Below are 24,447 nucleotides of genomic sequence, written 5' to 3'. Positions count from 1 at the left end.
CCACATCCTGTGTAAATAAACGTCATTGTTTCACGAATGTGAACGAAACGTACAACGGACACCGACCGGAGAGAACAGCATGAAAAACGCAGAACTGAATCAACGTCGCCAGGATGCCACCCCACGCGGGATTGGCGTGATGTGCGGTTTTTACGCCGAGCGTGCGGAGAACGCCACGCTGTGGGACGTAGAAGGCAATGAGGTTATTGATTTCGCTTCCGGTATTGCTGTCCTGAATACCGGACACCGGCATCCGAAGGTGATCGCCGCCATTGAACGGCAACTGAAGGCCTTCACCCACACCGCTTACCAAATCGTTCCTTACGAAAGCTATGTCGCGTTGGCAGAGCGCATCAACCAGCGCGCACCGATTGAAGGCCCTTGTAAAACCGCCTTGTTCACCACCGGCGCAGAAGCGGTGGAAAACGCGGTCAAAATCGCCCGTGCCTATACCGGTCGGCCGGGCCTGATCACCTTTGGCGGCGGTTTCCATGGCCGCACTTACATGACCATGGCGCTGACCGGCAAAGTGGCGCCGTACAAGCTGGGCTTCGGGCCCTTCCCCGGTTCGGTGTTCCACGGCCAGTATCCGAATGCGCTGTATGGCGTGACCACCGAAGACGCGATGAACAGCCTGGAGCGCATCTTTAAGGCGGATATCGATCCCAAACAAGTGGCCGCCATCGTGCTGGAGCCGGTACAGGGCGAAGGCGGTTTCAACATCGCGCCGGCCGATTTTATGCAGGCGCTGCGCGAACTGTGCGACCAGCACGGCATTTTGCTGATTGCCGACGAAGTGCAGACCGGTTTTGCCCGTACCGGCAAGCTGTTTGCCATGGAACATTACGCGGTGAAACCGGATCTGATCACCATGGCGAAAAGCCTGGCGGGTGGTATGCCGCTGTCGGCGGTAGCCGGCCGTGCCGACGTGATGGATGCCCCGGCGCCGGGCGGGCTGGGTGGCACCTATGCCGGTAACCCGCTGGCGGTGGCTGCGGCACTTGCGGTGCTGGACGTGATCGACGAAGAACAGCTGTGCCAGCGTTCCCAACGTTTGGGCCAGCATTTGGTGGAAGTACTGCAACAGGCGCGCAAAACCAGCCCGGCGATCGCGGATATTCGCGCGCAGGGTTCAATGGTGGCGGTGGAGTTCAAGGATCCGGCGACCGGCAAGCCTTCGGCGGAGATCACCCGTCAGGTACAGCAGAAGGCGCTGGAAGAGGGCCTGCTGCTGTTGAGTTGCGGTGTGAACGGCAACGTGATCCGCTTCCTGTATCCGCTGACCATCCCTGAGGAACAGTTCACCCAGGCGCTGGGCATTCTTTCCCGCGCGTTGGCCCAATAAGGAGTGACCGGCAATGAAACTGAATAATCCCGAGCTGCTGCGCAGCCAGTGCCTGATTAACGGTGAGTGGTGCGACGCGTTGAGCGGCCAGCGTGAAGCGGTCATCAACCCGGCGACCGGTGCTGAGCTGGCAAGCATTCCGTTGGTCAGCGAAGAAGAAACGCAGCAGGCGATTAACGCGGCGCAGTTGGCGCAGCAGGGCTGGAAACAGCTGACCGCCAAACAGCGCTCCGTGCTGTTGCTGGCCTGGGCCGACAAGGTGCTGGCGGCCCAGGAGGATTTGGCGCAGCTGATGACCGCCGAGCAGGGTAAATCGCTGGCGGAAGCGCGCGGTGAAGTCGCCTATGCCGCTTCGTTTATTACCTGGTTCGCCGAAGAGGCCAAGCGTGTCGACGGTGCCGTGTTGCAAGCGCCCCTGGCCTCGCAGCGCCTGGTGGTAGTGAAACAGCCGATCGGCGTTTGCGCGGCGATCACGCCGTGGAACTTCCCGGCGGCGATGATCACCCGCAAGGTTGCGCCGGCGTTGGCTGCGGGCTGCGCGATGATCGTCAAACCGGCCGAACAGACGCCGCTGACCGCGTTGGCGTTGGCGAAGCTGGCGCAGGATGCCGGCATTCCGCCAGGCGTGTTGCAGGTGGTGACCGGCGACGCGGCGCAGGTGGGCAAGGTGCTGTGCGACAGCCCGGTGGTGCGCAAACTGAGCTTTACCGGTTCGACCGAGGTCGGCCGCATTCTGATGGCGCAGTGCGCACCGACGATTAAAAAGTTGTCGCTGGAGCTGGGGGGCAACGCGCCGGTGATCGTTTTCGACGATGCCAATCTGGACGCGGCGGTGGCGGGCATTATGGCCTCCAAGTTCCGTAACAGCGGCCAGACCTGCGTCTGTGCCAACCGCATCTACGTGCAGGACGGCATCTACGATCGTTTGGTGGACAAGTTGGTGGCGGCGGTTGAGCAACTGAAGGTCGGTGACGGCAGCCATGAAGGCACCACCCAGGGGCCGCTGATCGACCAGGACGCGGTGGATAAAGTGCAGAGCCACATTGACGATGCGCTGATTAAAGGCGCGCAGATTGCTATCGGCGGGCAGCCGCACGAGCTGGGCCGAACCTTCTTCCAACCGACGGTGGTGACCGGCGTGACGCAAAAAATGCGCTTCGCCCGGGAAGAAACCTTTGGCCCGGTGGCGCCGCTGTTCCGTTTCCATGATGAAGCGGAAGCGATCGCCATGGCCAACGACACCGAATTCGGTCTGGCCGCTTATCTGTTTACGCAGAGTGCCTCGCGCCAGTGGCGAGTGCCGGAAGCGCTGGAATACGGCATGGTCGGCATCAACACCGGGCTGATCTCCAATGAAGTCGCGCCGTTTGGCGGTGTGAAGCAGTCAGGACTCGGACGTGAAGGATCGCGTTACGGCATTGAAGAATATCTGGAGCTGAAATACCTGTGTATCGATGTGAGCTGTTAACCACCGGGAAATTAACCTGTCCCGGTGGCCGGAGCCGCCGGGCAACAAAGGATGCTGCATGTCTTCTGAAAACATCTCTATTTCTCCGGCGCTTGCCGCCGGGGTGCGAACGTCTGCACCCGCCAAATCACTGAGTTTCCTCGAAGGGGTGGCGATGATTGTCGGCACCAATATCGGCGCCGGCGTATTGTCCATCGCTTATGCCTCCAGCAAAGCCGGTTTTTTACCGCTGCTGTTCTGGCTGGTGCTGGTGGGGAGCCTGACCACCATCACCATGCTGTACGTCGCCGAATCTACCCTGCGCACCCGTGCCCACCTGCAATTAAGCGGGCTGGCGAAACGCTATGTCGGCGGTATTGGCGCCTGGCTGATGTTCGCTTCGGTGTGCGTCAACAGCGTCGGGGCGTTAACCGCGTACATGACCGGCAGCGGCAAGCTGCTGCAATCTCTGTTCGGTATCTCGCCGGCCATCGGCAGCCTGCTGTTTTTCATTCCCGCGGCAGGGGTGTTGTACCTGGGGCTGAAGGCGATTGGCCGCGGCGAGAAATTTATCAGTATCGGCATGGTGGTGATGCTGACCGCGCTGGTGGCGGCCACACTGCTGAAAGACACTACCCAGATGCGCAATCTGCTGGACGGCGACTGGCGCTTTATGGTGCCGGTATTCAACGTGGTGGTGTTCTGCTTTTCGGCGCAGTACATAGTGCCGGAAATGGCGCGTGGCTTCTCGGATAAGCCGGAACAGCTGCCGAAGGCGATTATCGTCGGCATGGCGGTTACCTTCGTGCTGCTGGCAGCGGTGCCGATGTCGGTGATTGCCCTCAGCGGGCTGAATAATATCTCCGACGTGGCGACCATCTCCTGGGGGCAGGCTCTCGGGCAGTGGGCGTTCTTCTCCGCCAATATCTTTGCGCTGTGCGCGATGCTGACCTCTTACTGGGGGCTGGGCGGCAGCTTCCTGACCAATATTTTCGACAAGTTCAGACTGGGCAATGACGAGCAACCGCTGCGCCGTTTCGGCGTGCTGCTGCTGGTGGTGGTCCCCCCGTTCGCGCTGGCTTACAGCGGTCTGGTGTCGTTCGTTAACGCGCTGTATTTCGCCGGGGTATTCAGCGGGGTGATCCTGTCGATTATGCCGATGTTGATCCTGCGAGGGGCGCGCAAGCACGGTGATCAAACGCCGCGCTGGCAGTGCAACTGGATCACCCACCCATTGTTGCAGATCAGTATCGTGCTGCTGTATCTGGCCAGTGCGGTATACGCTGTTGCGTCGTTGTTAGGCTATCTGCCCTCTGGATGGTGACTGCCTTCCCTCAAGAAGTGATGTTGTTTCTCAGTTGAGAACGGCGGCGTCGTGGCCGCCGATTTTTTCAATTGCGCATTTGCTCCGGCAGCGCCAGCCAGGCCTGCACCGAAGGGCGTTGCCACTGTTTTTGCGCGTAGTGGCGTAGGTTCTCCGGCACGTCATCTCCGTTCATTACCAGCCGGTTCAGCATCAACGCCAGGTCGGTATCGGCAATGCACCACTCCCTGAACAAATTATCCTGGCCGTGGCTCAGCAACTTTTCGACTGCGGCGATCAGTGTGTTGGCAGCGGCCTCGGCGGCGGCGGACAACGGCGGGAATTTTTCGTTGCCGAAAACCGCCTCGGTTGGCCGTTCGACGCGAATTGGCAACAGATCGCTGCGCAGCCAGGCTTGAATTTCACGCGCTTTGGCGCGTAGCTTGACGTCGCGCGGGTAGACCGCGTGAGCTGGATGGATATCCTCCAGGTACTCGCCAATTGCCGAGGACTCGGACAGTTGGAACTCACCGATCGCCAGCGTAGGCACCCGACGGGTTAGCGACAGTGCCGCATAGGCAGCGCCTTTATTTTCTTCCTGCGCCAAATCGACCGGTTTCACGGTGAAGGGGATGCTTTTCTCCGTCAGCACAATAAATGCGGACATGGCATAAGGGCTGAAAAATTGGCTGTCGGTATAGAGCTCGGCAATCGGTTGAGACATCGGCTTTTCCTCAAGGCTAAGGGGAGAACATTGATCATTACCGAGGGGTGGCGAAAAATCAATCTGTTAGCGGAAAGTTGTTGCCGGGTGCAGGCGGGGCTGCGGTTATTCCGCCGGGCATGATGTGATATATTTGTTGCTATTACGTTGAATTTGGCAGTGCGAAGTAACATGAAGAACCCGTTAGTAACAAGACTCAAGATCGGCTGTGCGCGCCTGTGGCCGCATCCGTTGGTCATGCGCAAAAAAGAGATTTTGCTTTCCAGCATCGGTGCCGGGCTGGGGTTGATGATTACCGGTTGGATCAGCCATTTTGTGTTGGGGGAGGTAAACCTGTGGTTTATCGCGCCGATGGGAGCCTCCGCCGTTTTGCTGTTTGGCGTACCGAACAGCCCGTTGGCGCAACCCTGGTCGATCGTGGGCGGCAATATGTCGGCTGCGCTGGTGGGGGTCAGCACCAGCCTGCTGATTGCCGATCCCGGGCTGGCTTGCGGCGTGGCGGCCGCAGTGGCCATTGGATTGATGTTCAAACTGCGTTGCCTGCATCCGCCCGGCGGCGCGGTGGCGCTGACTGCGATCCTCGGCGGGCCGGGCATCCACCAACTGGGTTACAGCTTTGTACTGTACCCGGTGCTGCTTAACTCGGTGTTGCTGGCGGTACTGGCGATTATCTTCAATAACCTGGCCGGACGCCGTTACCCGCACCAACTGGCACCGGCCGAGGCCAAGCCTGCCGGTCTGCCGATTGATGCGGTATCGATTACCCGGGCGGATCTGCATGAAGCGCTGATGCAGGGCGAGCTGTTTGACATCGACGAGGACGATTTGCAGGAGATCCTGCAACGAGCGGAGCAGGTCGCTCATCGGCGGCAGAACGGCGCAGCCTGATGATGTCGGCGATTGGCAAGACGGCAACCGGTACACAAACCCACTGTTTTAACCATACAGAATCACAGAACGTCGATCTGTGTGGTTTTGATTGTTAGTCGTTGAATCTGTCTTGTGTTTGTGACCTGAGTCACCCTATTACTTTGCGTGTAATTGGGGTGACGTGATGGAAAAGACACTAGATTTACCCGCTGATCGCGAAGGCTTGTGGCGCAAATTATGCCGGCATTGCCGCCGTGTGTATTTTACGTATATGCGTAGAAAGTCTTTGTGCTCGATGAGCCGTTGTCAGTTGCGTGACATTGGGCTGCGGCGTTGCGACGTGCATCAGGAGGGGCGAGATTCGCTTTGGCAGCGTTGAGTGAGCGGAAACAAAAAACCACCTGCAGAGAGGTGGTTTGATGCGCTGTTATATCAGCGAGAATTTGGTGGCCCCTACTGGACTTGAACCAGTGACCAAGCGATTATGAGTCGCGTGCTCTAACCAACTGAGCTAAGGGGCCAAGCGGCGAGATTATACGGTAATCCTCCGGTGCAGGTCTACTGTTTGCCGCCTGTATGTTGTTTTTCTGCTCAGTTGTAGTCTGTTGTAATTGCTGGTGGATTTTGCGATAACCGGTGTAAATCCCTTTTATCGGACCTCACAGACCCATGAATCTTTTGGCGCCAAACTTGCGGGTGGTGTTTTGTGGCATCAATCCCGGCCTTTCCTCCGCCCACCAGGGCTATCCCTTTGCCAATGGCAGCAACCGTTTCTGGAAGGTGCTGCATCAGGCCGGTTTCACCCAACGCCAACTGGCGCCGGAGCAGTGGCAGCAGTTGCAGGATACCGGCTGCGGCATCACCGCTTTGGTGGCGCGCCCGACGGTAGCGGCCAGCGAAGTGACGCGTGAAGAGTTGCGCAGCGGCGGGGAGGCGTTAAAAGACAAAATTCTGCAATTCCAGCCGCGTGCATTGGCGGTTCTGGGCAAGCAGGCGTTCAGCAGCGCCTTCGGGGTGAAAAATGCCCCCTGGGGGCGGCAGGAGATGACGATAGGCAAAACCGAGGTGTGGGTATTGCCTAATCCCAGCGGGTTGAACCGCGCCACGCTGGAGCAGCTTACCGAAAGCTACCGCGAGCTGTTCCTGGCGCTGGAGTGATTCCCCAGGATTTCAGGCAATAAAAAACCCCGGCATGCCGGGGTTTTTTGTTTGCAGCTAACCGCTAGCCTTAGTCGTCCAGGAAGCTGCGCAGCACTTCGGAACGGCTTGGGTGACGCAGTTTACGCAGTGCTTTGGCTTCGATCTGACGAATACGCTCACGGGTAACGTCGAACTGTTTACCCACTTCTTCCAGCGTGTGGTCAGTGTTCATATCGATGCCGAAACGCATGCGCAGCACTTTCGCTTCACGGGCGGTCAGGCCGGCCAATACGTCGTGCGTTGCAGAGCGCAGGCTTTCCGAAGTGGCAGAATCCAGCGGCAGCTCGAGGGTGGTATCCTCGATGAAATCGCCCAGATGTGAATCTTCATCATCACCAATTGGCGTTTCCATGGAGATCGGCTCTTTGGCGATCTTCAGCACTTTGCGGATTTTGTCTTCCGGCATCAGCATACGTTCAGCCAGCTCTTCCGGCGTCGGTTCGCGGCCCATCTCTTGCAGCATCTGGCGCGAAATACGGTTGAGTTTGTTGATGGTCTCAATCATATGCACCGGAATACGGATGGTACGCGCCTGGTCGGCGATAGAGCGGGTGATGGCCTGACGGATCCACCAGGTGGCGTAAGTTGAGAACTTATAACCACGGCGGTATTCGAACTTGTCTACCGCTTTCATCAAACCGATGTTGCCTTCCTGGATCAGATCCAGGAACTGCAGACCGCGGTTGGTGTATTTCTTGGCGATGGAAATAACCAGACGCAAGTTGGCTTCAACCATCTCTTTCTTCGCACGGCGGGCTTTCGCTTCGCCGATAGACATGCGACGGTTGATGTCCTTCACCTGCTCGATGGTCAGGCCGGTCTCTTCTTCGATCTGACGCAGTTTCTGCAGGCTGCGCTGCACGTCGTCCGTTACGTCTTTCAGCTTTTCTGACCATGGCTTGGCCATTGCCAGCGCCGCTTCGAACCAGGAATTGCTGGTTTCGTTGCCGGCGAACAAAGTGACGAAGTTTTTCTTCGGCATTTTGCACTGTTCAACGCACAGCTTCATGATGATACGTTCCTGGGTACGAACGCGGTCCATCATGATGCGCATGCTGTTGACCAGGAAGTCGAACTGTTTTGGCACCAGGCGGAACTGCTTGAACACCTCAGACAGCTTCAGAATTTCTTCCGCTGCGCTGGCGTGGCTACGGCCGTTCTTTTTGATGACCAGACGGGTCGCTTCATACTGATCGCGCAGGTCGGTGAATTTCTGACGTGCCAGTTCCGGATCGATGCTGTTGTCGTCTTCAGCGTCGTCGTCTTCATCTTCGTCTTCTTCGTCGTCGTTCTGCTCTTCGGTCGACAGCTCAGAACCGACGTGCGTTGCGGTTGGGGCGATGTCCTCTTCCGCATTAGGATCGACGAAGCCGGTGATCAGGTCGGACAGGCGAGCTTCGCCGGCTTCAACGCGATCGTACTGCTCCAGCAGATAGGTAATGGCTTCCGGGTATTCGGCAACCGAGCACTGAACCTGGTTGATACCGTCTTCAATACGCTTGGCGATGTCGATTTCGCCTTCGCGCGTCAGCAGTTCAACGGTACCCATTTCGCGCATGTACATGCGCACCGGGTCGGTGGTACGGCCAATTTCAGATTCAACGCTGGACAGGACTTGAGCGGCAGCTTCTTCCGCATCTTCGTCTGTGCTGTTGGAGTTTTCAGCCAGCAACAGGTCATCGGCGTCCGGGGCTTCTTCCATCACCTGGATGCCCATGTCGTTAATCATCTGGATGATGTCTTCGATCTGATCGGAGTCGACGATATCTTCCGGCAGATGGTCATTGACCTCAGCATAGGTCAGATAGCCTTGCTCCTTACCACGTTGGACAAGAAGTTTAAGCTGTGACTGCGGGTTTTGCTCCATAAGACGGTATCCACACTTCAGAGTATTTAGGTTGGTGTCGGTCGGCGAAACCGCCAACAATAGCATTTGGGGCGTTTTTGTTGTTGCCGCGGCCCACTGTGGCGGCATATTGCAGGGCTCTGCCCTCGCATTTATCGGCACTTAAGCCGTTTGGTATTCAGTTTTTCTTCGCTAAAACCTGATTGAGAGAACGGACTTCTTCACGTTCTTCCGGGCTCAGGCCGTGCGTTCTGGCCTGTGCGATCAATGTCTCCAGCCGCTGCTCCAGTACGGAGTCGTACAGGCTGGCCAAGGTATCCAAAAATGTCTGCTCGACCCTGTCCTCAACGATCATATGGTTCCATGTCGCCAAGGTTTCAAGCTGCTGGCTCAATTTGTTGTCGCGATACTGCTCCAACAATTGGCCGGTCGTCAGCCCCGGCTGGGCCAGGCAGGTCTGCACCAGCTCGACAAATAGCGGTAAACCCGCCTGTTTGGTCTGCTCCAATCCCTCGAGTGAAGGGATAAGTGTAGCCAGTTGCGGATTTTGTACCAGTAACCCTATCAGTATACGCATGGTTGTGCGTTTTAGCTGGGGCGCCTGATAAGTATTCGCATTTTCAGCCTGTTTGGGCATCAGCTTGTCGAGCTGGCTGTCATCGAGCAGGCCAAGCTTGCTGCCGAGCTGTTGGCGCAGGTACAAGCGCAACGTTTCGCCCGGCACCTGAGTAATCAGTGGCAGTGCCAGCGTGCTCAGCTTGGCGCGGCCGTCCGGGCTGCTCAAATCTACCTGTGGCATCAGCGTTTCGAACAGGAAAGTGGAAAGCGGCTGCGCCAGCTCCATTCGCTGCTCGAAGGCGTCTTTGCCTTCTTTTCGGACCAATGTGTCCGGGTCTTCGCCGTCGGGCAAAAACATAAACCGCAGTTGGCGCCCGTCGTTCAGATAGGGCAGTGCGGTTTCCAACGCGCGCCAGGCCGCTTCGCGACCGGCTCTGTCGCCGTCATAGCAGCAGACAACGTTATCGGTAGCGCGGAACAGCAGCTGAATATGTTCAGCCGTCGTTGAAGTTCCGAGCGAGGCGACGGCATAATCGATGCCGTATTGCGCCAGCGCCACCACGTCCATATAGCCTTCCACTACCAGCAAACGTTGCGGGGTAGGGTGGTTCTGCTGCGCTTCATACAGGCCGTACAGCTGACGACCCTTGTGGAATACTTCGGTTTCCGGCGAGTTCAGGTATTTCGGCATGCCGTCACCCAATACGCGACCGCCAAAGGCGATCACACGCCCGCGTTTGTCGCGAATAGGGAACATCACGCGCTCACGGAAACGATCGTACGAGCGGCCTTGATCGTTAGTCACCAGCATGCCGGCATCGTTCAATGCGAGACGCGTGTCGGCGTCACGACCAAAACGCTTCAATGCGTTATCCCAACCGGCGGGTGCAAAGCCGATGGCAAAATGGCGGATAACGTCGTCACTGAGCCCGCGCTGTTGCAGGTAATTGCGCGCCGGCGTGCCGGAAGGCTGATGCAGTGACTGTTGATAGAACGTACTGAGCTGTTCCATCAGTTGATACAGGCTTTGACGCTGATGGCGTTCAATCTGGGTCGGCCCGGTTCCTGCCTCGTAAGGCACTTCCAGCCCGTGCATGGTCGCCAGCTCTTCGATGGTTTCGACAAACTCGAGTCTGTCGTAATTCATCAGAAAGTCGACGGCGTTACCGTGCGCACCACAACCAAAGCAGTGGTAAAACTGCTTTTCGCCATTAACGGTAAATGAAGGCGTTTTTTCGTGGTGGAACGGACAGCACGCGTGATAGTTCTTGCCTTGCTTCTTGAGCTTTACACGCGCGTCGATCAGATCGACGATGTCGGTGCGAGCCAGCAAGTCATTGATAAATACACGCGGAATTCGTCCAGCCATAAGCCCTTACTTTACTAGCCTATAAACGAGAACAAGCCGCGCATTCCTTTCGGAAAGCACGGCCTTCGTATGCAACTACACGGTCTGCGCGATTTTTAAAATCAGAAATTCACGCGGCGGGGTTACCCCCGAAGAATTAATACAGACGAGTGCGGCGTGCGTTTTCGCGAGCCAGTTTCTTCGCGTGACGTTTCACAGCAGAAGCTTTAGCGCGTTTACGTTCGGTAGTCGGTTTTTCATAGAACTCACGACGACGAACTTCAGCTAAAACGCCTGCTTTCTCGCAAGAGCGTTTGAAACGACGCAGAGCAACGTCAAATGGCTCGTTTTCACGTACTTTAATTACCGGCATGTGCCTCTCACCTCAATAAAATTCGGTTTGCTGCTGGCCAAGCGCCAGCCTTTTCAAAATGGTGCGGAATTTTACTTCAACGGATGCTGCTTTGTAAAGCACCACAGCAAATTGAAACCTGCGCCGCCCTGGTAAAACGTGCGCAATTTTGCATCGGGCGCTGATTATAGTCTAATCAGAAAAAAATGCTCGTTTTTAATCAAACCGGCATTTATGGCTGGAATCATCGACATAGCCTTTGGTCGGCGACAAGATGCGCCGTGCTGGCGGTAAATAGGCATGATTGTGGTAAACTGCAGGCCGCACGTGAATGATGGGAAAGGGTAATGCGAGTACTGGGTATAGAAACCTCCTGCGATGAAACCGGAATTGCAGTGTATGACGATCAGACCGGTTTATTAGCGAATCAGTTGTACAGCCAGGTGAAGCTGCATGCCGATTACGGCGGTGTAGTGCCGGAGCTGGCCTCCCGCGATCACGTGCGTAAAACCGTGCCGCTGATTCAGGCGGCCTTGAAGGAAGCGAACCTGACCGCCGCCGATATCGACGGTGTCGCCTACACTGCCGGGCCTGGCCTGGTAGGGGCGTTGCTGGTCGGCGCTACCATTGGTCGCGCGCTGGCGTTTGCCTGGAACGTGCCTGCGGTACCGGTACACCATATGGAAGGCCACCTGTTGGCGCCGATGCTGGAAGACAATCCGCCGGCATTCCCGTTTGTCGCGCTGCTGGTTTCCGGCGGCCACACGCAGTTGATCAGCGTGACCGGCATTGGGCAGTATGAACTGTTGGGCGAGTCGATAGACGATGCGGCCGGCGAAGCCTTCGATAAAACCGCCAAGCTGCTTGGGCTGGATTACCCTGGCGGGCCAATGCTGTCGAAGATGGCGCAACAAGGTGTCGCGGGCCGTTTCACCTTCCCGCGTCCGATGACCGATCGTCCGGGGCTGGATTTCAGTTTCTCCGGGCTGAAGACGTTTGCTGCCAACACCATCCGCTCTAACGGCAATGATGACCAGACGCGTGCGGACATAGCCCGCGCGTTCGAAGATGCGGTGGTGGATACGCTGGCGATAAAATGCAAACGTGCGCTGGAGCAGACTGGCTTCAAACGTCTGGTGATGGCCGGCGGCGTCAGCGCCAACCGCACTCTGCGCAGCAAAATGGCGGAAATGATGCATAAACGCGGCGGTGAGGTGTTCTACGCCCGTCCGGAATTCTGTACCGATAACGGTGCGATGATCGCCTACGCGGGTCTGGTGCGGCTGAAGAGCGGCGCCAACCCGGAACTGAGCGTTTCGGTGCGCCCGCGTTGGCCGTTGGCAGAGTTGCCTGCGGTATGATAGACATAAGGCCGGAAATTTCCGGCCTTTCGCTTCACGATTCTTTCTTTTCTTCCGGCTCCGCCGCATCCGCTTTTTTCTTGCGGAACTTGTCCCAGATTTTCCCTTCCTGCCCACGCCACAGGCGTTGGATGTTGTCATGGTGCCGCATCAAAATCAGGCAAGACAGCATCGCTACCGGGAAGGTGAACTGCGGTTTGAACCACCAAACGTAAAACGGGGCAATCAAGGCGCTGATAATTGCGCCCAGCGAGGAGTAACCGCTAAGCAGCACGGTCAGCAGCCAGGTGCCGGTCATCAGGCCGGTAAGATCCCAACCGATCGGCGCGATGGCGCCAAAGGCCGTCGCCACGCCTTTACCGCCGCGGAAATGGAAGAATACCGGATAGATATGCCCCAGGCAGGCGGCTATCGCCGTCAGGCCCAGATACAGCGGCGGTATTTCAAGCTTGTACGCCAGCCAAACCGGCAGCATCCCCTTGAGAATATCGAACACCAGCACCGCTGCCGCCGCCAGGCGACCGCCGATGCGCAGGACGTTGGTGGCCCCTGGATTCCCTGAGCCATGTTCACGCGGATCGGGCAGCCTGGCGATCCGACAAACCAGGATCGCACTGGAAACTGAGCCACACAGATACGCGAAGATAATCATGCCAAGCGCGGTAGCACTCATAACGCGGTTCCGTTTAATAATGGTCGTTTTACTAGCAACATCTATGGATAATACGCATATTCCGCTGGAAGTGGTATCCGGCAAGGCCAAAAACAGAGAATGACGTGATGGATATCGTATTTATTGAAGAGCTTACCGTTATTACTACCATTGGCGTTTATGATTGGGAACAAAACATTCGCCAGAAGCTGGTGTTCGATATCGAAATGGGCTGGGACAACCGCCAGGCCGCTGCCAGCGATGATGTGAACGACTGCCTGAGCTACGCCGATATCAGCGAAGCCATCATCCAGCACGTGGAGCCGAATCGTTTTGCGTTAGTGGAGCGGGTGGCGGAGGAAATATCTGAAATTTTACTCCAGCGCTTCAATTCCCCGTGGGTCCGTATTAAGGTCAGCAAACCGGGCGCAGTTGCACACGCCAGCCGGGTTGGGGTCATTATTGAACGTGGTACCCGGCCGGTGTGACTTCCTGTCATACGCGTGCAACTAAAGACCGTTAACCTGGTCTGAACCAGAGAACTGTTTTAGCGGCAATGTATTGAACACTGCCGCTTTTTTATGTTGGTAGTCGCAAATTTATAGGGTGAGCGAAACACATGGCGGACATGCATTCACTGTTTATCGCGTTTGTTCTTGGGGTGGTCGAAGGGTTAACTGAATTCTTGCCGGTATCCTCTACCGGGCACATGATTATCGTGGGCGAGTGGCTGGGCTTTACCGGCGACAAGGCCAAAACCTTTGAAGTCATTATTCAACTGGGATCGATTCTGGCGGTGGTGGTGATGTTCTGGCGCCGTCTGTTCGGCCTGATCGGCATTCACTTTGGCGGCAAGCCGGTTGAGCACGAAGGCAAGACCGCAGGGCGGTTAAAACTGGGCCATATCCTGCTGGCGATGATCCCGGCGGTGGTGCTGGGGCTGTTACTCCATGATTTCATCAAGTCGCTGTTCGCACCAAAGAACGTGATGTATGCGCTGGTGGTCGGTGGTTTCCTGCTGCTGGCAGCGGAATGGCTGAAGCCGAAAAAACCGAGCGCGGAAGGGCTGGATGACATCACCTACCGTCAGGCGTTTATGATTGGCTGTTTCCAGTGTCTGGCTCTGTGGCCGGGCTTCTCCCGTTCCGGCTCCACCATTGCCGGCGGCATGTTGGTGGGCGTGAACCGTTATGCGGCTTCTGAGTTCTCGTTCATTCTTGCGGTGCCGATGATGATTGGCGCCAGCGGCCTGGACCTGTACAAGAGTCTGCATTTCCTGACGATGGGCGATCTGCCGATGTTCGCCGTCGGCTTTGCGACTGCTTTCGTGGTGGCGCTGATTGCGATTAAGACCTTCCTGTCGCTGATTAAGCGCATCTCGTTCGTGCCGTTCGCCATCTACCGCTTTATCGTTGCCGCCGTGGTTTACATGGTCTTCATGTAAGCGACCGCGCCAATAAAAAACCCCGCACCGCGGGGTTTTTTTATGCCTGATCGAGAGGGATATCCTGGGTGAGTTTCCAGTCGGCCAGTACCTGCTGGCGGCGGCGTTTTAGCTCATCGCGGATAGCCAGCCCCTGCAGGCCGCTGGCGACCACCTCTTTTACCGAGACCGCATTTGCCACCTGGAAAGCCTGGCGCAAATAGTCGCCCTGTGGGTAGGGATTGTTTTCAAAGCCGGTACGGCCGCGTGCGTCCGCCTCGCTGGTCAGGATCATCTGTTCCAGCCGCTGCGGTTTGCGCCAGACGTCTATCGCATCGAAAAGCTTCAGCAGAGTCTCCGGACGCAGCTTGTTTACGGTATGAATCAGATCATGGTATTCGGCCACCAGTTTGGCCAAATCGCGCACCGGGTTGGGCACCCGTAAACGTTGGCACAATGCTTCGACCAGCTTAACGCCGGTCAGGCCGTGACCGTGATGGTGCGGCCAGAGTTCTTGTGGCGTCAGCCCTTTACCGAGATCGTGGCACAGTGCCGCAAAGCGTACGTCGACGTCAGGGCTGAGCTGGGCGGCGATAGCCAGCGTCATCAGGGTATGAATGCCGGTGTCGATCTCCGGGTGCCACTTGGCCGGGGCCGGCACGCCGAACAGGGCGTCAATCTCGGGGAACAGTATCGCCAGCGCGTCGCAGTCGCGCAGGACCTGGAAATACACTTGCGGGCTCTGGCTTTGCAGGGCTTTTTCCGTTTCCTTCCATACCCGTTCGGCGGTCAGCGTCGCCAATTCACCGCTGCGCGCCATGTGGCGCATCAGCTCAGCGGTTTCCGGGGCTAGGGTAAAGCCCAGATGAGCAAAGCGGGCGGCAAAACGGGCCACGCGCAGCACGCGCAACGGATCTTCACCGAAGGCATCAGAAACGTGGCGCAACACGCGCGCTTGCAAGTCGGCCACGCCGTGGAAAGGGTCTATCAGCTCACCGTCGCTGCCGCGAGCGATGGCGTTGATGGTCAAATCGCGGCGCTGCAAATCTTCTTCCAGCGTCACGTCCGGCGCGGCGTAGCAGGTAAAGCCGGTATACCCCTGGCCGGATTTACGCTCGGTGCGCGCGAGCGCATATTCTTCATGGGTCTCAGGGTTGAGAAACACCGGGAAGTCTTTACCGACCTGTTGATACCCCTGCGCCAGCAGTTCGGAAGGCGAAGCGCCCACCACCACCCAGTCGCGGTCGAAAACCGGTATCTCAAGTAAACTGTCGCGGACAGCGCCGCCGACCAGGTAGATCTTCACTATTATGCTCCTGCATGATTCTGGGACTCTGTTGACCAGATTACCTCAATTAGCCGGGCCGTGCCGAAGCCAATAAAAAAGGCGCCCGCAGGCGCCCATCTCAAACTGAACGATACTGAAATCAGTTCATCCAGCGATTGCTGTTCTTGCGACGCGGGATCAGGTGCGGCAACAGCAGGCCGAGCAGCAGGCCAACGCCGGCGACGCCGCCGCCGTACATGAACCACTGCAGGATAATGGTGCGCTGTTTGTCGTCGAGCTGCAGGTTAACCGCGTTAACCTTCTTCTGGGCTACGACCAGCTGGTTTTTCAGATCTTGATTTTCCTGCTGCAGGCCGCTGATGGTGCCGTCGCTGGCAGCCACTTTTTGCTGCATTTCCGCCGTGCGCTGGTTCCAGCTGTTGTCGATATTGGCCAGCTTGTCGGTCAGAGTTTTCACCTGTTGTTCCAGCGCAGGTACGCGAGTGCGCAGGCTTGGCGTTTGGCTGAGCTGATCGAGCGGGATCCAGATATTGCGGCCTTTCGGATCGCGGATTTGGCCATAATTGGTGCTTTCATTTACGCTCAACAGGGCGACTTCTTCACCGGCGTTCAGAGTCCCGACAATACGGTACTGGTTACCTGGGCCGCTGTGGACGTAAGTACTTAATTCATCGGAGATATAGCGCTTATCTTCGGCATGTGCGCCCCAAGTGATGCTGAAGCTCAGCACGGCAAGGCAAATTAGGCGTAATTTCTGCATTAGTTCATCGTTTCTGTGTGAATTTATGGAACGATAGTAGAGCGTTCAGTCTGACGACGCAACGCAAAAACCGGAATGAGAACTATCTTACTGTGGCAGATTCTGTGAGTTGCGCAGCGTTTTATAACGTAACAGGTTTTTTCTGCAGTTAGCAGGGTTAAGGCGCCGGGAATCGCGGTAAGATAACGGCAACTGTGCGTCATCGGGCAGAGCGTGGCAGGCAGAGCTCGCCGCCGTGAAGGCTGACGCGAACGCGTAACTTATTGGTGTAAAAGACTTATGACCGTTGAAATAGAATTGAAATTTATTGCTACCCCGGATGCCGTCGCCGCGTTGCCGCAGCAACTGGCCGCCTGGCCGCATCAGCATTCGGCGCCGCAAAAGCTGACCAATATTTACTTTGAAACCGCCGACAATTTTTTGCGCAGCCATGATATGGGGCTGCGCATTCGCGGTTTTGACGACAGTTACGAAATGACCATCAAAACCGCCGGCAAGGTGGTGGCGGGTTTGCATCAGCGTCCGGAATACAACGTGGCGATCGCCAAGCCCGAGTTGGCGCTGGATTTGTTCCCGGCGGATATCTGGCCGCAGGGCTGCGACATCCAGGCGCTGCAGCAGCAATTGCAACCGCTGTTCCGCACCGATTTCGTGCGTGAGAAGTGGGTGGTCACTTACGGTAAGAGCGAGATTGAGGTTGGTCTGGACCAGGGCGAGGTGAGCGCGGGTGAACTGAACGAAGCGCTGTGCGAGATCGAACTGGAGCTTAAAGAAGGCAACACCGCCGATTTGCTGGCGTTGGCGAACGTGCTGGCAGAACACGGCGGCCTGCGTCAGGGCAGCCTGAGCAAGGCGGCGCGCGGTTATCATTTGGCGCAGGGGAACCCCTCGCGCGAGCGCCACCCGCTGGCGGTATTGAAGCCGGCAGCCAAATCCAGCGTTGAACAGGGGATGGTTGCCAGCTTTGAACTGGGGCTGAGCCATTGGCAATATCACGAAGAGCTGTGGTTGCGCGGTGATAACCAGGCTCGCCGTTCGGTGATGGAGGCGATTGCTCTGATCCGCCAGGCACTGGTCGTCTTCGGCGGCCTGGTGCCGCGCAAGGCCAGCGCCGATCTGCGCGCCCGGCTAACGGCCCTGGAGCCGTTGCTGGTTGATAAGACCACCAAACCGCAGGTGCTGTGCTACAGCGCGGAATACCTGCAATGTAAGTTGGCGCTCACATCGTGGTTGGTGACCGGCGCCTGGCGACCCTTTATCGACGCAAAAGCACAGACCAAGCTGGACGGTTCCTTCAAACGTTTCAGCGACATTATGCTGGGGCGCAGTGCCGCCGAGCTGAAAGAAGCCTTCACCCGCACGCTCAATGACGACGAGTATGAAGAACAACTGCCGCGTCTGACGCGCCAGGTCTCGGCATTTATTCTGCTGTCGGGCGCATATCCGGACGACGAAACCGGCCCGTATATCGAAAGCTGGCGCGAGCTGCAGCTGGCGGTGGCTGAACGGCGTCAGGGCTGGTACGAAGCCACCCGCAAACAGGCCTTATCGCATGCGCCATTCTGGTTAAACGGCGCGCTCCGCTAATCAAGCCGGCCTGCGAGGCGCAGGCCGCAGGACGGATCATTCACTATGTTGCCACTCTCATGCGCGTTACAGGCTCAGGCACAGAACATCGTGCAGCGTTTTCAGGAAACTCAGGGCGCGGATTGCGCGCTCAGCAGTCAGGAACAGTGGGTTTTAGCATCGAGTGACTTTGTCAGCGACATGTTGCTCAACCAGCCAGCATGGCTGGAGACGCTGCGTAAGCAACCGCCGGTGGCGAATGAGTGGCAACACTATGCCGCCTGGTTGCAGGACTCTCTGGAAGAGGTGCGTGACGAAGCGCAACTGATGCGCGTGCTGCGCCTGTTCCGCCGCGAGACGCTGGTGAGGATCGCCTGGGCGCAGGCGCTGAACCTGTGCAGTACGGAAGAAACGCTGCTGCAACTGAGTGGGTTGGCGGAAACGCTGATTGTCAGCGCCCGCGATTGGCTGTACCAAACCTGTTGCCGCGAGTGGGGCACGCCTTGCAACGCGCAGGGCGTTCCGCAGCCGCTGCTGATCCTCGGCATGGGGAAATTGGGCGGCGGTGAACTGAACTTCTCGTCCGATATCGATCTGATCTTCGCCTACCCGGAAAACGGCCAGACCCAGGGCGGGCGGCGTGAGCTGGATAACGCCCAGTTCTTCACCCGTCTGGGGCAGCGGCTGATCAAAGCGCTGGACCAGCAAACCATTGACGGCTTTGTCTATCGCGTGGACATGCGGCTGCGGCCTTTCGGCGACAGTGGTCCGCTGGTGATGAGTTTTGCCGCGCTGGAAGATTATTATCAGGAGCAGGGCCGTGACTGGGAGCGTTACGCCATGGTAAAGGCGCGGCTGATGGGCGGGTCTGAAGACGCTTACAGCCAGGAGTTGCGCAAAACCCTGCGGCCGTTCGTGTTCCGTCGCTATATCGATTTCAGCGTGATCCAGTCGCTGCGCAACATGAAAGGGATGATCGCACGTGAAGTGCGCCGGCGTGGTTTGAAAGACAACATCAAACTGGGCGCCGGCGGCATTCGCGAGATTGAATTTATCACCCAGGTATTCCAGCTGATCCGCGGCGGGCGCGAGCCGATGCTGCAAGGGCGTTCGCTGCTGCCGACCTTGCAAGCGGTGGGTGAACTGGGGCTGCTGGAGCCGCAACAGGCGCAGGCGCTGAGCGCCAGCTACCTGTTCCTGCGCCGGCTGGAAAACCTGCTGCAGGCGATTGCCGATCAACAGACCCAAACGCTGCCGCAGGATGAGCTCGATCAGGCTCGTCTGGCCTGGGGCATGGGGTTCAGCGACTGGCCGGCGCTGCTGGCGGCGCTGGAAACCCACATGCAGGCAGTAAGGGCGGTATTTAACGACCTGATTGGCGATGATAGCCCCGATGTGGGCGAAGATCCCGATTATCAGCACTATCACAGTCTGTGGCAGGACGCGCTGGAAGAAAACGAACTGGCGCCGCTGACCCCGCATCTGGATGAAGACGCGCGCAGGCAGGTGCTGCGTATCATTGCCGAATTCCGCCATGACGTAGACAAACGCACCATTGGCCCGCGCGGCCGCGACGTGCTCGATCAACTGATGCCGCGCTTGTTGGCCGAAGTGTGCCCGCGCCGGGATGCGCCGACCGCGCTGCTGCGTTTGACCCAACTGCTGCTGAGCATTGTGACCCGCACCACCTATCTTGAGCTGCTGGTGGAGTACCACGCGGCGCTCAGCCACTTGATTCGCCTGTGCGCCGCTTCGCCGATGGTCGCCAATCAGCTGTCGCGCTACCCGCTGCTGCTGGATGAGCTGCTGGATCCGGCGACGTTGTATCAGCCGGTGGCGCCGGACGCCTACCGCAGCGAGCTGCGCCAGTACCTGCTGCGAGTACCGGAAGACGACGAAGAACAAAAGCTGGAAGCGTTGCGCCAGTTCAAGCAGGCCCAGCAACTGCGTATCGCCGCCGGGGATATCTCCGGTGCGCTGCCGGTGATGAAAGTGAGCGATCACCTCACCTATCTGGCAGAGGCGATCATCGACGTGGTGGTGCAGCAGGCGTGGAGTGACATGGTTGCGCGCTACGGCCAGCCAACCCATTTGCAAGAGCGGGAAGGGCGTGGTTTTGCGGTGATTGGCTACGGCAAATTGGGCGGTTGGGAACTGGGTTACAGTTCCGATCTGGATCTGGTGTTTATCCTCGATTGCCCGCCGGACGTGATGACTGACGGCGAACGCTGCATTGATGGCCGCCAGTTCTATCTGCGCCTGGCGCAGCGGGTGATGCACCTGTTCAGTACCCGCACTTCGTCCGGCATTCTGTACGAAGTGGACGCTCGCCTGCGGCCTTCGGGCGCTGCCGGCATGCTGGTCAGCACCGTCGAGGCGTTTGCCGATTACCAGCAGAACGAAGCCTGGACCTGGGAACATCAGGCACTGGTGCGGGCACGCATCGTGCACGGCGATCCGGCTTTGCATCAACAGTTTGACGTCATCCGCCGTGAGATCCTGTGCAAACCGCGCGATCCTGAAACCTTGCGGAAGGAGGTGCGCGAGATGCGCGAGAAAATGCGCAGTCACCTCGGCAGCAAGCAGCGCGATCTGTTTGATATCAAAGCCGACGAGGGCGGCATCACCGATATCGAATTTATCGCCCAATATCTGGTCTTAGGCTATGCGGGCGCCGAGCCGCGCCTGACGCGCTGGTCGGATAACGTGCGCATTTTCGAGCTGATGGCCAATTACGACATCATGCCGGAAGAGGAAGCGCGCGCGCTGACCCAGGCTTATGTCACCATGCGCGATGAGATCCACCACCTGGCGTTGCAAGAGCATTCCGGCAAGGTCAGCAGTGAGCTGTTCGCCGCCGAACGTGAGCAGGTTCGCGCCAGCTGGGCGAAATGGCTGGGCTGACAAGGCCGGTTGCGCAATACGTTTTGCAGGTATTACGGACGTCTGTGGTAATATCTGCGCCACTAAAATTTTGGACTTTTTTGGAGTTATCGGATGAAAGTTACGCTGCCTGATTTTCGCCGCGCCGGAGTATTGGTGGTGGGTGACGTCATGTTGGATCGCTATTGGTATGGCCCGACCAGCCGCATTTCACCGGAAGCGCCGGTGCCTGTGGTCAAGGTCGATACCATCGAAGAGCGTCCGGGCGGTGCGGCTAACGTGGCGATGAACATCGCTTCGCTGGGCGCTAACTCGCGTCTGGTGGGCCTGACCGGCATTGATGACGCGGCGCGGGCGCTGAGCGCCAAGCTGAACGAAGTGAACGTGCGCTGTGATTTTGTTTCGGTGCCGACGCACCCGACCATCACCAAGCTGCGCGTGCTGTCGCGTAATCAGCAACTGATCCGTCTCGATTTCGAAGAAGGTTTCTCCAACGTCGATCCGCAGCCGATGCTGGAACGCATCCAGCAGGCCCTGCCGCACATTGGCGCGCTGGTGCTGTCTGACTACGCCAAAGGCGCATTGAGCCAGGTGCAGAGCATGATCCAACTGGCCCGCGCCGCCAAGGTGCCGGTGCTGATCGATCCAAAAGGCTCTGATTTTGAGCGTTATCGCGGCGCGACGCTGCTGACGCCAAACCTGTCCGAGTTTGAGGCAGTGGTAGGCCACTGCAAAGACGAAGCCGAATTGGTTGAACGCGGCATGAAACTGGTGGCGGATTTTGACCTTTCCGCACTGCTGGTTACCCGCTCCGAGCATGGTATGACGCTGCTGCAACCGGGCATTGCGCCGCTGCATCTGCCAACGTTGGCGCAGGAAGTGTTTGACGTGACCGGTGCCGGCGATACCGTGATTGGCGTGTTGGCTGCCGCATTGGCCGCCGGTAATACGCTGGAGGAATCCTGTTTCCTGGCCAATGCCGCCGCCGGCGTGGTGGTGGGCAAACTGGGGACCTCGACCGTTTCGCCAATCGAACTGGAAAACGCAGTGCGCGGCCGTGCCGAAACCGGCTTTGGCGTGATGACCGAAGCCCAGTTGAAAACTGCCGTGGCCCAGGCTCGTCAGCGCGGTGAGAAAGTGGTGATGACCAACGGCATCTTCGACATTCTGCATGCCGGCCATGTTTCTTATCTGGCTAATGCCCGCAAGTTGGGCGATCGCCTGATCGTGGCGGTGAACAGCGATGCGTCCACCAAACGTCTGAAAGGCGAAACCCGTCCGGTCAACGTGCTGGAAAACCGCATGATTGTGCTTGGCGCTCTGGAAGCGGTGGACTGGGTTGTGCCGTTTGAAGAAGACACCCCGCAGCGCCTGATCGCCGACATCCTGCCGGACCTGCTGGTGAAAGGCGGTGACTACAAGCCTGAAGAGATCGCCGGCAGCGCCGAGGTGTGGGCCAACGGCGGCGACGTCAAGGTACTGAACTTTGAAGACGGCCTGTCGACCACCAACATCATCAAGGCAATCAAAGACGGGCGTGGTTAAGCCTGCTGAAAATGGCGGTGGTCAGTGAGTGGGCTGAAGCAGGATCTGGGGTTGGCGCAGGGCGTCGGGTTATTGTCCACTTCGTTGCTGGGTACCGGGGTGTTTGCCGTTCCGGCACTGGCGGCACAGGTCGCGCAAGGCGATAGCCTGTGGGCCTGGCCGGTGCTGATTGCGCTGGTATTTCCTATCGCCATCGCTTTTGCGGCTCTGGGCCGCCACTTCCCCAGCGCCGGCGGCGCTGCGCACTTTGTCGGTATGGCTTTTGGCCTGCGCATGGCGAAGGTCACCGGCTGGCTGTTTTTGTCGGTGATCCCGGTCGGCCTGCCGGCCGCCTTGCAAATTGCCGCCGGGTTCTGGCAAGCCACGCTCGGTTGGAGCGCCAACGGCCTGCTGTTGGTGCAGATCGCCACGCTGCTGGCGATTTGGCTGCTGGGGACGCGCAGTGCGGGCTCCAGCGCCAATATTCAAACGCTGATCGCCATTCTGGTGGTGGGGTTGGTGGCCGCTATCTGGTGGCGAGGCGATATCTCGCCTGCCCAAATCCCCTGGCCTGCGATAGACGAAATTTCTCCTCCCAATTTGTTCCATGCGCTGGCGGTGATGTTCTGGTGTTTTGTCGGCCTTGAAGCGTTCGCGCATTTGGCGACCGAATTCCGTAACCCCGAGCGCGATTTCCCGCGTGCGCTGTTGCTTGGCATGTTGGTCGCCGGGGCGGTCTATTGGGGCTGCACCGTAGCGGTGCTGCATTTCCAGGCTTACGGCGAGCATCAGGCTGCCGCCGCGTCGCTGCCCGGCATCGTGGTGCAACTGTTTGGGCAGCATGCGCTGTGGGTCGCCTGCATCATTGGTTATCTGGCCTGTTTCGCCAGCGTGAATATTTATACGCAGAGCTTTGCCCGGCTGGTGTGGTCGCAGGCGCAGGATCGGCCGTCCAGCGCGTTGGCCAAGCTGTCTGCCGGGCAAGCACCGGTCAATGCATTGAGCGCGGTAGTGGGGTGCTGTCTGCTGTTCACCTTGCTGATTTATACGCTGAAGCTGCCGCTGGATACGCTGCTGGTGTATGCCAATGGCATCTTTGTGCTGATTTATCTGCTGTGCATGCTGGCGGGGTGCCGAATTTTGCACGGGCGTTCACGGTTGATGGCGGTGGCAGGTTTGGTGCTGTGCCTGTTACTGATGGTGATTATCGGCTGGAAAAGCCTGTATGCGTTGGGGATGTTCGCGCTGATTTGGCTGGTGTTGCCGCGCAGGCCGCGGGCGGCGATTGGCTCCTGATAAGGGCGCGGTATCGCGCCCTTGGCGACATCTTATTCTGCGTCTGGCTGTTGCGCTGCCGGCGCTGCGTTCAGCTTGCTTTCCAGCTCGCTCATACGCTGTTCCAGCAATGCCAGTTTTTCACGGGTGCGCAGCAGCACCTGGGTTTGCACGTCGAACTCTTCGCGGTTGACCAAATCCAGGCGAGTGAGCTGCGATTGCAGCACCTGACGGATTTTCTTCTCGACGTCTTCCCCGAATTCACGAACGCCTTTAGGCATGGACTCATGAACCTGGCGTGCGATCTGTTCAATTTTTTTCGGGTCAATCATGGCGTATCCCTTTGAGAGTTTAATAGCTGTCGCCTAGTGTAATGCGAGTTGCCCGCCGGATAAACCAATAACCGCATTCTCCGCAGGGGGCCGAATTGTGCTTTTGCCAATTGCCCTGATTAATCATTAGCGTTATAGTCAGAATGCTTATTCTCAGGGCGGGGTGCAAGTCCCCACCGGCGGTAAATCACCTTCTACGGTGAAAGCCCGCGAGCGCTCAGCCAGTCTCTTGTAGTTTGGTTAGAGGTCAGCAGATCCGGTGTAATTCCGGGGCCGACGGTTATAGTCCGGATGGGAGAGAGTAACGGTATCTGCCGGGTTTGCGCCCGCTTGCGTTATTTTTTTAGCTATTGTTGTAGCTACTCCTCAAGATCGCCCTGGTTCTGGTAA

The 24,447-nt window shown here is 58.0% G+C and carries 20 protein-coding genes, 1 tRNA gene and 1 riboswitch; of the genes, 12 read left to right on the top strand and 9 right to left on the bottom strand.

Annotated features, from left to right (window positions below; translation table 11 throughout):
* The first annotated feature begins 79 nt into the window (after positions 1-79).
* From ACTJJ1_RS17885 to ACTJJ1_RS17875, 3 genes are read left to right on the top strand one after another with little or no spacing between them, the layout of a single operon-like run.
* A complete protein-coding gene (locus ACTJJ1_RS17885; protein WP_004948375.1) occupies positions 80-1,345 on the top strand; it encodes a 4-aminobutyrate--2-oxoglutarate transaminase in 1,266 nt (421 codons plus the stop codon).
* Positions 1,346-1,358: 13 nt separating this feature from the next.
* On the top strand, positions 1,359-2,813 hold the full coding sequence (locus tag ACTJJ1_RS17880; RefSeq protein WP_004948371.1) for an NAD-dependent succinate-semialdehyde dehydrogenase: 1,455 nt from the start codon (positions 1,359-1,361) through the stop codon (positions 2,811-2,813).
* Between the two features lie 58 nt (positions 2,814-2,871).
* Positions 2,872-4,116: an aromatic amino acid transport family protein gene (locus ACTJJ1_RS17875; protein ID WP_004948368.1), complete on the top strand. Its 1,245-nt coding sequence runs from the start codon at positions 2,872-2,874 to the stop codon at positions 4,114-4,116.
* Between the two features lie 67 nt (positions 4,117-4,183).
* On the opposite strand, the gene yfcF is transcribed toward ACTJJ1_RS17875, so the two are convergent.
* A complete protein-coding gene (gene yfcF / locus ACTJJ1_RS17870) occupies positions 4,184-4,819 on the bottom strand; it encodes a glutathione transferase (protein WP_004948365.1) in 636 nt (211 codons plus the stop codon).
* Between the two features lie 171 nt (positions 4,820-4,990).
* Here yfcF and ACTJJ1_RS17865 point away from each other — a divergent pair, with 171 nt between their 5' ends.
* Entirely contained in the window at positions 4,991-5,707 is a 717-nt protein-coding gene (locus tag ACTJJ1_RS17865; RefSeq protein WP_440834718.1) for an HPP family protein, read from the top strand.
* Positions 5,708-6,133: 426 nt separating this feature from the next.
* Here the strand turns inward: ACTJJ1_RS17865 and ACTJJ1_RS17860 are convergent.
* A tRNA-Ile gene (locus tag ACTJJ1_RS17860) sits at positions 6,134-6,210 on the bottom strand.
* 148 nt (positions 6,211-6,358) lie between these two features.
* On the opposite strand from ACTJJ1_RS17860, the gene mug reads away from it, so the two are divergent.
* Positions 6,359-6,847, top strand: a complete 489-nt coding sequence (gene mug / locus ACTJJ1_RS17855; RefSeq protein WP_004948359.1) for a G/U mismatch-specific DNA glycosylase — start codon at positions 6,359-6,361, stop codon at positions 6,845-6,847.
* Between the two features lie 70 nt (positions 6,848-6,917).
* Here the strand turns inward: mug and rpoD are convergent, their stop codons facing one another.
* From rpoD to rpsU, 3 genes are all read right to left on the bottom strand, one after another.
* The gene (gene rpoD, locus ACTJJ1_RS17850; RefSeq protein WP_006328195.1) at positions 6,918-8,756 is read right to left on the bottom strand and encodes an RNA polymerase sigma factor RpoD; all 1,839 of its coding nucleotides are present in this window, start codon (positions 8,754-8,756) and stop codon (positions 6,918-6,920) included.
* A 157-nt stretch (positions 8,757-8,913) separates the two neighbouring features.
* Positions 8,914-10,662, bottom strand: coding sequence for a DNA primase (dnaG, locus tag ACTJJ1_RS17845; protein ID WP_004948354.1), 1,749 nt, complete (start codon positions 10,660-10,662; stop codon positions 8,914-8,916).
* Positions 10,663-10,798: 136 nt separating this feature from the next.
* On the bottom strand, positions 10,799-11,014 hold the full coding sequence (gene rpsU / locus ACTJJ1_RS17840; RefSeq protein ID WP_001144069.1) for a 30S ribosomal protein S21: 216 nt from the start codon (positions 11,012-11,014) through the stop codon (positions 10,799-10,801).
* Between the two features lie 326 nt (positions 11,015-11,340).
* Here rpsU and tsaD point away from each other — a divergent pair, with 326 nt between their 5' ends.
* On the top strand, positions 11,341-12,354 hold the full coding sequence (gene tsaD, locus ACTJJ1_RS17835) for a tRNA (adenosine(37)-N6)-threonylcarbamoyltransferase complex transferase subunit TsaD (RefSeq protein ID WP_004948351.1): 1,014 nt from the start codon (positions 11,341-11,343) through the stop codon (positions 12,352-12,354).
* A 34-nt stretch (positions 12,355-12,388) separates the two neighbouring features.
* Here the strand turns inward: tsaD and plsY are convergent, their stop codons facing one another.
* Positions 12,389-13,027: a glycerol-3-phosphate 1-O-acyltransferase PlsY gene (plsY, locus tag ACTJJ1_RS17830; RefSeq protein WP_004948349.1), complete on the bottom strand. Its 639-nt coding sequence runs from the start codon at positions 13,025-13,027 to the stop codon at positions 12,389-12,391.
* A 107-nt stretch (positions 13,028-13,134) separates the two neighbouring features.
* Between plsY and folB the strand changes: the two genes are divergently transcribed.
* The gene (gene folB, locus ACTJJ1_RS17825) at positions 13,135-13,494 is read left to right on the top strand and encodes a bifunctional dihydroneopterin aldolase/7,8-dihydroneopterin epimerase (RefSeq protein ID WP_006320572.1); all 360 of its coding nucleotides are present in this window, start codon (positions 13,135-13,137) and stop codon (positions 13,492-13,494) included.
* A 131-nt stretch (positions 13,495-13,625) separates the two neighbouring features.
* Complete coding sequence (gene bacA / locus ACTJJ1_RS17820; protein ID WP_004948342.1) at positions 13,626-14,450, top strand: undecaprenyl-diphosphate phosphatase; 825 nt, start codon at positions 13,626-13,628, stop codon at positions 14,448-14,450.
* A gap of 40 nt (positions 14,451-14,490) precedes the next feature.
* Here the strand turns inward: bacA and ACTJJ1_RS17815 are convergent, their stop codons facing one another.
* Both ACTJJ1_RS17815 and ACTJJ1_RS17810 read right to left on the bottom strand, forming a co-directional pair.
* The gene (locus ACTJJ1_RS17815) at positions 14,491-15,735 is read right to left on the bottom strand and encodes a multifunctional CCA addition/repair protein (RefSeq protein ID WP_004948339.1); all 1,245 of its coding nucleotides are present in this window, start codon (positions 15,733-15,735) and stop codon (positions 14,491-14,493) included.
* Positions 15,736-15,856: 121 nt separating this feature from the next.
* A complete protein-coding gene (locus ACTJJ1_RS17810) occupies positions 15,857-16,477 on the bottom strand; it encodes a TIGR04211 family SH3 domain-containing protein (RefSeq protein ID WP_004948337.1) in 621 nt (206 codons plus the stop codon).
* Between the two features lie 279 nt (positions 16,478-16,756).
* On the opposite strand from ACTJJ1_RS17810, the gene ACTJJ1_RS17805 reads away from it, so the two are divergent.
* From ACTJJ1_RS17805 to yjeH, 4 genes are all read left to right on the top strand, one after another.
* Entirely contained in the window at positions 16,757-18,064 is a 1,308-nt protein-coding gene (locus tag ACTJJ1_RS17805) for a CYTH domain-containing protein (protein ID WP_020439836.1), read from the top strand.
* A gap of 45 nt (positions 18,065-18,109) precedes the next feature.
* Positions 18,110-20,947 (top strand): bifunctional [glutamate--ammonia ligase]-adenylyl-L-tyrosine phosphorylase/[glutamate--ammonia-ligase] adenylyltransferase, encoded by a 2,838-nt coding sequence (glnE, locus tag ACTJJ1_RS17800; protein WP_004948330.1) that lies wholly within the window; start codon positions 18,110-18,112, stop codon positions 20,945-20,947.
* A gap of 93 nt (positions 20,948-21,040) precedes the next feature.
* Entirely contained in the window at positions 21,041-22,471 is a 1,431-nt protein-coding gene (hldE, locus tag ACTJJ1_RS17795; protein WP_020439835.1) for a bifunctional D-glycero-beta-D-manno-heptose-7-phosphate kinase/D-glycero-beta-D-manno-heptose 1-phosphate adenylyltransferase HldE, read from the top strand.
* A 24-nt stretch (positions 22,472-22,495) separates the two neighbouring features.
* On the top strand, positions 22,496-23,746 hold the full coding sequence (gene yjeH / locus ACTJJ1_RS17790) for an L-methionine/branched-chain amino acid transporter (RefSeq protein WP_440834712.1): 1,251 nt from the start codon (positions 22,496-22,498) through the stop codon (positions 23,744-23,746).
* Between the two features lie 32 nt (positions 23,747-23,778).
* Here yjeH and ubiK read toward each other — a convergent pair whose 3' ends face one another.
* Positions 23,779-24,057 (bottom strand): ubiquinone biosynthesis accessory factor UbiK, encoded by a 279-nt coding sequence (gene ubiK / locus ACTJJ1_RS17785; RefSeq protein ID WP_004948322.1) that lies wholly within the window; start codon positions 24,055-24,057, stop codon positions 23,779-23,781.
* Between the two features lie 145 nt (positions 24,058-24,202).
* Positions 24,203-24,364: riboswitch (FMN riboswitch) on the top strand.
* The last annotated feature ends 83 nt before the right edge of the window (positions 24,365-24,447 follow it).

The organism is Serratia sp. 22264 (assembly GCF_052045345.1).
GTDB classification, from domain to species: Bacteria; Pseudomonadota; Gammaproteobacteria; order Enterobacterales; family Enterobacteriaceae; genus Serratia; species Serratia plymuthica.
Note: the sequence above shows the minus strand (reverse complement) of the source record. Positions and strands in the feature narration are given on the sequence as shown.

What these genes read in the sequence shown, in the direction of transcription:
- ACTJJ1_RS17885 (WP_004948375.1), top strand. Translation starts at nt 80, where the DNA reads ATGAAAAACGCAGAACTGAATCAACGTCGCCAGGATGCCACCCCACGC.
- ACTJJ1_RS17880 (WP_004948371.1), top strand. Translation starts at nt 1,359, where the DNA reads ATGAAACTGAATAATCCCGAGCTGCTGCGCAGCCAGTGCCTGATTAAC.
- ACTJJ1_RS17875 (WP_004948368.1), top strand. Translation starts at nt 2,872, where the DNA reads ATGTCTTCTGAAAACATCTCTATTTCTCCGGCGCTTGCCGCCGGGGTG.
- yfcF (WP_004948365.1), bottom strand. Translation starts at nt 4,819, where the DNA reads ATGTCTCAACCGATTGCCGAGCTCTATACCGACAGCCAATTTTTCAGC.
- ACTJJ1_RS17865 (WP_440834718.1), top strand. Translation starts at nt 4,991, where the DNA reads ATGAAGAACCCGTTAGTAACAAGACTCAAGATCGGCTGTGCGCGCCTG.
- mug (WP_004948359.1), top strand. Translation starts at nt 6,359, where the DNA reads ATGAATCTTTTGGCGCCAAACTTGCGGGTGGTGTTTTGTGGCATCAAT.
- rpoD (WP_006328195.1), bottom strand. Translation starts at nt 8,756, where the DNA reads ATGGAGCAAAACCCGCAGTCACAGCTTAAACTTCTTGTCCAACGTGGT.
- dnaG (WP_004948354.1), bottom strand. Translation starts at nt 10,662, where the DNA reads ATGGCTGGACGAATTCCGCGTGTATTTATCAATGACTTGCTGGCTCGC.
- rpsU (WP_001144069.1), bottom strand. Translation starts at nt 11,014, where the DNA reads ATGCCGGTAATTAAAGTACGTGAAAACGAGCCATTTGACGTTGCTCTG.
- tsaD (WP_004948351.1), top strand. Translation starts at nt 11,341, where the DNA reads ATGCGAGTACTGGGTATAGAAACCTCCTGCGATGAAACCGGAATTGCA.
- plsY (WP_004948349.1), bottom strand. Translation starts at nt 13,027, where the DNA reads ATGAGTGCTACCGCGCTTGGCATGATTATCTTCGCGTATCTGTGTGGC.
- folB (WP_006320572.1), top strand. Translation starts at nt 13,135, where the DNA reads ATGGATATCGTATTTATTGAAGAGCTTACCGTTATTACTACCATTGGC.
- bacA (WP_004948342.1), top strand. Translation starts at nt 13,626, where the DNA reads ATGGCGGACATGCATTCACTGTTTATCGCGTTTGTTCTTGGGGTGGTC.
- ACTJJ1_RS17810 (WP_004948337.1), bottom strand. Translation starts at nt 16,477, where the DNA reads ATGCAGAAATTACGCCTAATTTGCCTTGCCGTGCTGAGCTTCAGCATC.
- ACTJJ1_RS17805 (WP_020439836.1), top strand. Translation starts at nt 16,757, where the DNA reads ATGACCGTTGAAATAGAATTGAAATTTATTGCTACCCCGGATGCCGTC.
- glnE (WP_004948330.1), top strand. Translation starts at nt 18,110, where the DNA reads ATGTTGCCACTCTCATGCGCGTTACAGGCTCAGGCACAGAACATCGTG.
- hldE (WP_020439835.1), top strand. Translation starts at nt 21,041, where the DNA reads ATGAAAGTTACGCTGCCTGATTTTCGCCGCGCCGGAGTATTGGTGGTG.
- ubiK (WP_004948322.1), bottom strand. Translation starts at nt 24,057, where the DNA reads ATGATTGACCCGAAAAAAATTGAACAGATCGCACGCCAGGTTCATGAG.